Source organism: Mucilaginibacter sp. RCC_168, assembly GCF_041355315.1.
GTDB lineage: Bacteria > Bacteroidota > Bacteroidia > Sphingobacteriales > Sphingobacteriaceae > Mucilaginibacter.
In genome coordinates this window covers 1-8,186 of record NZ_JBFUPN010000050.1, presented here as the reverse complement: position 1 = coordinate 8,186, position 8,186 = coordinate 1, and the positions used below count along the sequence as shown (strand labels likewise).

The following is an 8,186-nucleotide window of genomic DNA, read 5'->3' as shown; positions in this document are numbered from 1 at the left end:
AAAGAAAGCTTCAACAATAATAACAACCTATATTATTTGTTGAAGCTAATCTAAAGGCAATGACGCATTTATTAATTTATATCCTCCCCCTCAGCTCCCTAATAATATCCTTGCAACCACCTTCAATCAGTTCAAAAACGGGCTCAAACTGGGTATCATCATAATAAGGATCGGGTACTACCTTATCGCCAAGTAATAGTTTTACTTTTTGGGCGTCATCATCATTCCGGGCCATGTTCAGCACATCGTTCAGGTTGTTTTTATCCATCACAAAAATATGATCGAAACGATCAAAATCTTTTGTTTTAAACTGACGGCAAACCTGCTTACTGATATCGATGCCATGGTTACGTGCAGCACGAACAGAACGCCTGTCGGGCCCTTCACCCACATGCCAGCTACCGGTACCAGCCGAATCGACCGTCCAGTTTAAACCCTGTTCATCACTCAGGTGCTGCATAACCCCCTCTGCCAGCGGCGAACGGCATATATTGCCCAGGCAAATCATTAGTATTTTCATTCTGTTAAGCTTAAAGCGCAAAGCCGAAGGCCAAAAGCTTTTTGCTTTAAGCTTTCGGCCTTTAGCTTAAAACATTATCCAAATATCTTATTCAATACACCCGCAAGGCGCACGCCTGCTTTCAGCATTTGATGGTTCAGTATATCGATGTATTTAAAATTGTATTTATAGCTCAGGCTGTCTCCTGTTTTGGTATCGGCATATAGTTTTTCGGCAAGTTGATTGCTTTCAAACAGCCATTCGCTGATTGGGGCGCTTTGTAATTTGGCCCGTTCTGCAGCTGTAGTATGATTGATCATAGCGGAATATTCGGTATAGCTCAGTTGCTGAAAATCTATCAGGCCGCTATCCCAAACCGAATGCAGGTTGCTTTCTCTGCCCATCCATTGCACTTTAACGTCGTTACCCCCCTTGTCGCCGGTATGACCGGTATGCAGCGGCTGGTGCACATCCTCCACAATATGGATCAGCATATGCAGGTAAACCAATTTATTAGCCTTGGCAAGTCCTGGCTTTTTTAACTCCGCTATTAAAAAATTCATTTTGGTGTAGGCATCGGTAGCGGTATCTGCTTTTAAATAAGCCTGCAATTCCGGATAGGTGTATGCTTTATCCAGATCGATAAAATGCCAGTTGTACAGGTAGTTATAGGCTGGGTCTGATTTAATAAAATCGGCCCAGTTACTGCCAATGGCAATAGATTCGTAACCCAAAATGGCTTGTATAGCTTTGCGCGCTTTGGGCGTTAAATAGCTGTCCGCTATCTGTCCGCAAACACGGTGACCTGTGGGGCCCCAGGCCATACTTTGCAATGGAATATAAAATACGGCAATAAGCAGGATGATCTTTTTGAAAAATTGGGTTTGCATTGTTACAATGGTTTTGGTGTGCAACTTGTTCGTTTAATTAAGTGGGCGTTGATGGGTATAACGTTGGATGTGCTGGCAAATTGGATAAGCGAGTCGGTTTTTTGTTTCACCTTAAAATATTCTTCATAATCGCCGGAGCGGAAACAACCTTTCTCGTCTTTATAACTGCCGTCGGCATTGCAAAACTCCCCTTTCAGATGCAGGGTGTCTTGCCTTTGCGTGTAGGTGCCTTTGATGTATTCGGCCCAGCGGCCACTGCTCATACAGCTATCGGCGCCATAGTTTACCTTACTAAAGGAGCTGATCTTGACAAAGAACGAATCGCAGGTGAATTTAAGATCATAAAGCGAATAGGAAACCAACCGCTTTTGCGCCGGTACCGAATCCTGTCGCCATTCGCCCTGAATATATTTTTCGCCAGGTTTTTGCTTATCGGGGTTCATGGTACAGGAGCCGAAAGCTAAGAGCAGAAGGCTAAAAACAATGAGAAGGCTAAAAGCAGAAAGCTTAAAGCGGAAAGCCAGGAAAGAAAAGTAAAAGCTAAAGGGCTTTGACATAAACAATTTGCTATAAAAGCAGTAAATAAAAAGCCCCTCTCCTTTGGAGAGGGGTTGGGGTGAGGTTATTTTAAAGAACCTATCATATCTTCGGGGCGCACCCATTGGTCAAACTGCTCGTTGGTTAACAAGCCCAGGCCTATGGCAGCTTCGCGTAGTGATGTACCTTCTTTTAAGGCTGTTTTGGCAATTTTGGCCGCGTTCTCATAACCGATGTGCGGGTTAAGCGCGGTAACCAGCATCAGTGAATTCTCCAGGTGCTTTTTAATGCCTTCGTAGTTAGGCTCAATACCAACTGCGCAGTGATCGTTAAAAGAAACGCAGGCGTCACCAATTAAGCGGGCCGACTGTAAAAAGTTGGCAGCCATTACCGGCTTAAATACATTCAGTTCGTAATGGCCGTTTGATCCGCCAATGGATATAGCCACATCGTTACCCATTACTTGCGCGGCCACCATGGTAACTGCCTCGTTTTGGGTCGGATTAACTTTACCCGGCATGATAGATGATCCCGGCTCGTTATCAGGAATATGAATCTCACCGATACCTGAACGTGGACCAGAAGCCAGCATCCGGATATCGTTAGCTATTTTCATTAATGATACGGCTATCTGTTTCAATGCGCCATGACTCTCCACAATAGCGTCATGAGCAGCAAGAGCCTCAAATTTATTTTCGGCGGTGATAAATGGCAGACCGGTGAATTTGGCAATGTATTCGGCTACTTTTACATCATAGCCTTTAGGGGTATTGATACCTGTACCTACAGCGGTACCACCCAAAGCCAGTTCAGACAAATGATCCAACGTATTACGCAGGGCTTTTAAGCCGTGATTCAATTGTGATACATAACCCGAAAACTCTTGGCCCAGAGTTAGCGGCGTAGCATCCATCAGGTGGGTACGACCAATTTTTACCACATTTTTAAATGCTTCAACTTTAGCTTGCAGCGTATCGCGCAGTTTTTCGATACCGGGGATGGTAACATCGATCAGTATTTTGTATGCCGCGATGTGCATAGCAGTAGGATAAGTATCGTTTGATGATTGCGATTTGTTCACATCATCATTCGGGTGGATAAAGGTCTTGCCTTCGCCCAGTTTATTACCTTGCAATACGTGGGCACGGTTGGCCACCACCTCATTCACGTTCATGTTTGATTGTGTGCCCGAGCCGGTTTGCCATATCACCAGCGGAAATTCGCTGGCTAAAGCGCCGGTTAATATTTCATCGCAAACCTGTGCTATCAGGTCGCGTTTTTCGGCAGGTAATACACCCAGATCGGTATTGGTATAAGCGGCAGCTTTTTTCAGATAAGCAAACGCGTCAATGATCTCTTTGGGCATAGATGCCTCCGGACCAATTTTAAAGTTATTGCGTGAACGCTCTGTTTGTGCTCCCCAGTATTTATCGGCAGGTACCTGTACCTCGCCCATGGTATCGTGTTCGGTTCTGAAACTCATGGTAGTATTAAAATTTAGCAGGGCAAAGTTATGGTTTTATATGAAGTAAGGGAACGGCTAAGCGTAATCTTTTTAATACAGGAGATTATCTAACTTCCTCTATCCTTATCACTTTATAATCCACATCCAATCTTTTAGCATTCTGCTCAACCGTTTGGTCGAAACCCGCTTTTTTGCGGCGGGCATTTACCCCTGAAGGATCCTTAATCGGCCATATAAAACAACCGATATTTTTCCCATTTTTAAGTGGGCGACAAACAGCTTGAGTACCATAGATCTGCTCCTGACCATGGTTGGACAACTGCCGGTCAAGCATCATCGCATACAATCTGTAAGGTAACTCCCCCTTATCTGCAGCCTTTTTCACTACGGGTAAATACTTATCTATTTTGGATGAGTGCTGTATAATATACCACGCTGCTTCATTGGTTGGTTCTCCAACGAGTGATTTCCCCGGGTAACCGTATTTTTTAAAAACATCTTCTACAAAAACAACATTTGCCGAGTCAGCTTTATTTTGCAATTTCCAATAGTACCCATTAGCTTGCTCAGCACTGAGCGATAATTTTTTGGCCACAGAATCGCGTTGTTTAGGATCCATCAGCAGTGTTAGGATCTCCCGATACTTCTGATCAAGCACCAGAGCACTATCTAATTGTTTTTTCAATGCCAAGTTCAGCTTTTGCTGACCAACAGCAGTGTATCCCATAAAAAGCAGGAACAGTAGAATAAGAGGTTTCATAGGTCTAAGTTTTATAACATATAACGCTCTAAAGCTTAATGCTATTATATCCTAAAACTTTCTTTCCGCAGCCATCACCCATGCTTCCAATGCCTTCCGCTTATCCTCATTTTGCTGCAGCCATTGCGTATCAACTGCTTTATTGGCACTCAGATCCATCAACCGGGCAAAGGCAGGCATATGTTCTGTTTGAGTCAGTTTGTAAAAGAAAGCTGCATAATAATTCCGGAAAAAATCATTCCCGCTTTGTTTTTCGGATAGTTGACCAACGGTTATGAATATGGCTTTCAACTGGGCAGCCAGCAGATCGGCCGGGGTGGCATACCTTCTATTATCTGTCGTTGCCACCGCGGTAGATATAGCTTTGTTTAAAGCGATGTTTCCTGCATCGGTTTTACCATCAGTCTTTAGTGCTCCGCCTTTTAAAATACTTTGCATATTGGTATAAGCCTCGGCAGATCGTGGACCGTCTGGTTCCAGCAATAAAAAATTGCACAGGGCAAGCAGGGCGGGAGCCCGTTTGTTTTGATGAAAGGTTACCAGGGCATACAAGCGCTGGCTGTTAGCATGTTTTGGATCAAGCTTGATGGCTTCAATCGCGGCCTGCTCCGCATCAGCATATTTAGCTGCCCGGAAATAGGCCAGCCCGATGTTAAAGTACAAAGGCTGATAATCTGGCTTTATTTTTATACCGGCTTTATAGGCATCTATGGCTTGTTGGGGTTGTTTGGCAGCATCATAAATGCTTCCCAGGAGCTCATATGCTGGTCCGGTAAAATTTTTGTTTGTTTTAACTACTTTATCCAAATATGGAACCCCATCCGTACCCTTACCCGATGAAAATAATGAAAACGCCATCTGGTAATTAGCCTGGGTATTTTCGGGATCGAAAGCCAGGGCTTGCTTATATTTTTCGATAGCACCCGCGTAGTTATGCGCGTTGTTCAACTCAATTCCTTCTTTTATCAAAGCGCTTACATCTGCATTCTGCGCAGAGGCAGCAACCGAAAACAATAAAAGTAGGATAATGAGTTTGAGTTTTTTACCTAAATCCATACCTAAACATACAAAGAGAATCTACTTTAAAGAAAAAATTAAAACTTTAATTCGTACCTGCGTTATAATTTCTAATTTTCGCATTCGTTTAAGTTGAGAAATTCATTTATGAGATTAGTGTACCAAAGCATTTTAACAATTACTGCCTCCCTGCTGATATTAACATCCTGTTCGTCAAAAAACAACGATAAAAATAAAAGTGTAAGCCCTGCCGAAAGCAAACCTTTAGATACCGTCGCCCTGCTGGCTTACAACCCCAAAAACGCCGATAAAAAAATAGACGAAGTGATGAAAGAGCTTCATCGTACCCGTGGCTTTAACGGCAATGTGCTGGTAGCTAAAAAGGGCAAGATAGTTTATGAAAATGCCATAGGCTGGGCCGACTACCTGCACCGCGACAGCCTGAAACTCGGCTCTCAATTTGAACTGGCTTCTGTTACCAAAACCATGACCTCCACCGCCATTTTAATGCTATTGGAGCGCGGCAAACTCACCTTGGACGATGATGTAAAGAAATTCTTCCCCGATTTCCCGTATAATGGTGTTACCATACGCCTGCTGCTTACTCACCGCTCGGGCATGATGAACTACGTATATTTTATTGACGATATATACCGCAGTCAGCATCTGAATCAGAAAAAAGGCCTCACCAATGCCGAGGCCATGAAAATGATAGCCGACTATAAACCGCGGCCATTCAACGTACCTAACAAACGCTTCCTGTATAACAACTCCAACTTTATGGTGCTGGGCGCTATTATTGAAAAGGTGAGCGGCATGAGCTACGCGCAATTTATGCAGGAAAATGTGTTTAAACCGGCCAGCATGGCGCATACCCATGTATATTCCAAAGCCGTGTACGACAAAATACCGGTTGATGTAGTAGGACACGATCGCGGGCAGTGGCGGTATTCTGTAGCGCAAAATTTCTTGGACGGCCCTGTAGGCGACAAAGGCATTTACAGCACCGTTGGCGACCTGTTTTTATTTGATCGCGCTTTGCGTGCCGGTCGTTTATTAAAGCAGGCTACCCTTGATTCGGCTTATGTGCCGCGCAACCCGATGGTGCATGGCCACTTTAGTTATGGCTACGGCTGGCGTACGTTTACCGCGCCAGGGCAGGAGGTTATTTATCATACCGGTTGGTGGCACGGTTTCAGGCATATTTATTTGCGCGATATGAAAAACGATATCACCATTGTGCTGTTAACTAATTTAGCCAATGGCAGCCTGTTAAAACTGGATGATCTGTTTAAAGCTGCGGGTATGCCCATTGTACGCAAAAGCGCTTATAGCGGCAATGGCGAAACAACTGATGATTAAGGACCGGATGTGCAGATATGCAAATTTCAGATGTGCAGATGAAAACATTTAATCATCTACACTTCAGTTAATATCATCTGCACATCTGAAATTTGCACATTTGCACATCTAATTTAAATATCATGTTTGATAAATTAATGGAAGCCCAGCAAAAGGCTGGTGAAGTAAAAAAACGACTGGACGGTATCACCGTATCAGGCGTGGCCGAAGGCGGTAAGATCACCGTTACCGCGAATGCCAATAAAGTAGTACAATCCATACATATTGATAATGCTTTCCTGGCCGATGCCGATAAGGAAGAGCTTGAAGAGTTACTGGTGGTAGCTATTAATAAAGCGCTGGATCAGGCCGAAAATATAAGCCAGAGCGAAATGGCCGCCATGACCAAGAGCATGTTGGGTAACCTGGGTGGCATGTTTGGCCAATAAAGCCCCAAAAGTAGTTTACATGTTTACGGTTAACATTTTTGTAATTTATTTATTATCAAATATTTAAATACGCTTCGTCTCAATATAGCGCGTTTATATGTAAACACACCCTGAGTCTCTTGAAAGAGTCCCCTGAGTTTGCTTCTGTCTTAACTATATTGCCTCAGGGTCCTCTGCGAGAGACCCTGAGGCGACTGCAAGGGATGTCACCCTGAGCTCCGTCGAAGGGTTGAGCGCAGAGGCCTGCCCACCATACTTCGGCAAGCTCAGCATGACAGCCACTTCGAGTAAAGTCTTTTTCTTGAGCCAACCCTCAAAAAGGGCATCATCTTTGTAACTTTTCTGCAATGAGACACTTGCGTGTTGCAACATTCAGTTATAAGTATTTAGCTTTGATCCATTCAAATAAACAACTACTGACATGAAAACGACTTATTACGGACAATCGACCGTGGAGATAGAAACCGGCGGCAAAAAATTGCTGTTTGATCCATTTATTACCCATAACGCGCTGGCTAAACACATCGACATCAGCACTATTAAGCCCGACTATATCCTGGTATCTCACGGCCATGGCGATCATGTTGCTGATCTGATCGAGGTGCAAAAAAACAGCGGCGCCAAAGTGATCTGTATAGCCGAGATCGCTAACTGGCTTGGCAGCAAAGGAATTGACAATGTGCATGGTATGAATATTGGCGGTGGCTTTAATTTCGAGTTCGGGCGTGTTAAAATGGTTAATGCTATACATTCCAGCACTATGCCCGATGGCGCGCCGGGCGGCAACCCTGCCGGCTTTGTGATTTACACCAATGAGGGTAAAAACATATACTTTGCCGGCGATACCGCGCTTACCTATGATATGAAATTGCTGGCCGATGATAACCTGGCCTGGGCTTATTTACCCATTGGCGACAACTATACTATGGGTGCCGATGACGCCATCAAAGCAAGCGGATTTATTAACTGCAAAAACATTATCGGGATGCACTATGATTCGTTCCCGGTTATCGTGATCAATAAAGATGAGGTAAGGGAAAAATTTGTTAAGGCTGGTCTTAATCTGAAATTGCCTGCGATTGGTGAAACTATCGAGTTGTAAGCTTTTTTGAATTGTCATCTTCGCTGTTAATTTAATATTATAATAAAACGCGTCATTGCCTTTAGATTAGCTTCAACAAATAATATAGGTTGTTATTATTGTTGAAGCTTTCTTTTTGCTTCTTTT

General features: G+C 43.8%; 9 protein-coding genes. 3 read left to right on the top strand and 6 right to left on the bottom strand.

All coding sequences use genetic code 11. From position 1 onward, the window contains the following. Positions 1-76: 76 nt before the first annotated feature. The 6 genes from AB6735_RS27770 to AB6735_RS27745 all read right to left on the bottom strand — a co-directional run bounded on the left by AB6735_RS27770 (position 77) and on the right by AB6735_RS27745 (position 5,207). Entirely contained in the window at positions 77-520 is a 444-nt protein-coding gene (locus tag AB6735_RS27770) for a low molecular weight protein-tyrosine-phosphatase (protein WP_370999443.1), read from the bottom strand. Between the two features lie 74 nt (positions 521-594). After that, the gene (locus tag AB6735_RS27765) at positions 595-1,389 is read right to left on the bottom strand and encodes a S1/P1 nuclease (RefSeq protein WP_370999442.1); all 795 of its coding nucleotides are present in this window, start codon (positions 1,387-1,389) and stop codon (positions 595-597) included. A 2-nt stretch (positions 1,390-1,391) separates the two neighbouring features. Next, positions 1,392-1,946 carry a fumarate hydratase gene (locus AB6735_RS27760; protein ID WP_370999441.1) on the bottom strand — a complete coding sequence of 185 codons (555 nt, stop codon included), beginning with the start codon at positions 1,944-1,946 and terminating at the stop codon, positions 1,392-1,394. Between the two features lie 65 nt (positions 1,947-2,011). After that, positions 2,012-3,409 (bottom strand): class II fumarate hydratase, encoded by a 1,398-nt coding sequence (fumC, locus tag AB6735_RS27755; protein WP_370999440.1) that lies wholly within the window; start codon positions 3,407-3,409, stop codon positions 2,012-2,014. A gap of 85 nt (positions 3,410-3,494) precedes the next feature. Next, the gene (locus AB6735_RS27750) at positions 3,495-4,151 is read right to left on the bottom strand and encodes a DUF6624 domain-containing protein (protein ID WP_370999439.1); all 657 of its coding nucleotides are present in this window, start codon (positions 4,149-4,151) and stop codon (positions 3,495-3,497) included. A gap of 51 nt (positions 4,152-4,202) precedes the next feature. Then, positions 4,203-5,207 (bottom strand): tetratricopeptide repeat protein, encoded by a 1,005-nt coding sequence (locus tag AB6735_RS27745; protein WP_370999438.1) that lies wholly within the window; start codon positions 5,205-5,207, stop codon positions 4,203-4,205. A gap of 108 nt (positions 5,208-5,315) precedes the next feature. Here AB6735_RS27745 and AB6735_RS27740 point away from each other — a divergent pair, with 108 nt between their 5' ends. The 3 genes from AB6735_RS27740 (at position 5,316) to AB6735_RS27730 (ending at position 8,060) form a co-directional block, all read left to right on the top strand. Beyond that, positions 5,316-6,530, top strand: coding sequence for a serine hydrolase domain-containing protein (locus AB6735_RS27740; RefSeq protein WP_370999437.1), 1,215 nt, complete (start codon positions 5,316-5,318; stop codon positions 6,528-6,530). A gap of 122 nt (positions 6,531-6,652) precedes the next feature. Then, entirely contained in the window at positions 6,653-6,958 is a 306-nt protein-coding gene (locus tag AB6735_RS27735; protein ID WP_370999436.1) for a YbaB/EbfC family nucleoid-associated protein, read from the top strand. Between the two features lie 421 nt (positions 6,959-7,379). Next, a complete protein-coding gene (locus tag AB6735_RS27730) occupies positions 7,380-8,060 on the top strand; it encodes a metal-dependent hydrolase (RefSeq protein ID WP_370999435.1) in 681 nt (226 codons plus the stop codon). The last annotated feature ends 126 nt before the right edge of the window (positions 8,061-8,186 follow it).

Bases quoted from the DNA above. Each gene is read 5' to 3' on its own strand.
- AB6735_RS27750 (WP_370999439.1), bottom strand. From the start codon at position 4,151: ATGAAACCTCTTATTCTACTGTTCCTGCTTTTTATGGGATACACTGCT.
- AB6735_RS27770 (WP_370999443.1), bottom strand. From the start codon at position 520: ATGAAAATACTAATGATTTGCCTGGGCAATATATGCCGTTCGCCGCTG.
- fumC (WP_370999440.1), bottom strand. From the start codon at position 3,409: ATGAGTTTCAGAACCGAACACGATACCATGGGCGAGGTACAGGTACCT.
- AB6735_RS27765 (WP_370999442.1), bottom strand. From the start codon at position 1,389: ATGCAAACCCAATTTTTCAAAAAGATCATCCTGCTTATTGCCGTATTT.
- AB6735_RS27730 (WP_370999435.1), top strand. From the start codon at position 7,380: ATGAAAACGACTTATTACGGACAATCGACCGTGGAGATAGAAACCGGC.
- AB6735_RS27760 (WP_370999441.1), bottom strand. From the start codon at position 1,946: ATGTCAAAGCCCTTTAGCTTTTACTTTTCTTTCCTGGCTTTCCGCTTT.
- AB6735_RS27735 (WP_370999436.1), top strand. From the start codon at position 6,653: ATGTTTGATAAATTAATGGAAGCCCAGCAAAAGGCTGGTGAAGTAAAA.
- AB6735_RS27745 (WP_370999438.1), bottom strand. From the start codon at position 5,207: ATGGATTTAGGTAAAAAACTCAAACTCATTATCCTACTTTTATTGTTT.
- AB6735_RS27740 (WP_370999437.1), top strand. From the start codon at position 5,316: ATGAGATTAGTGTACCAAAGCATTTTAACAATTACTGCCTCCCTGCTG.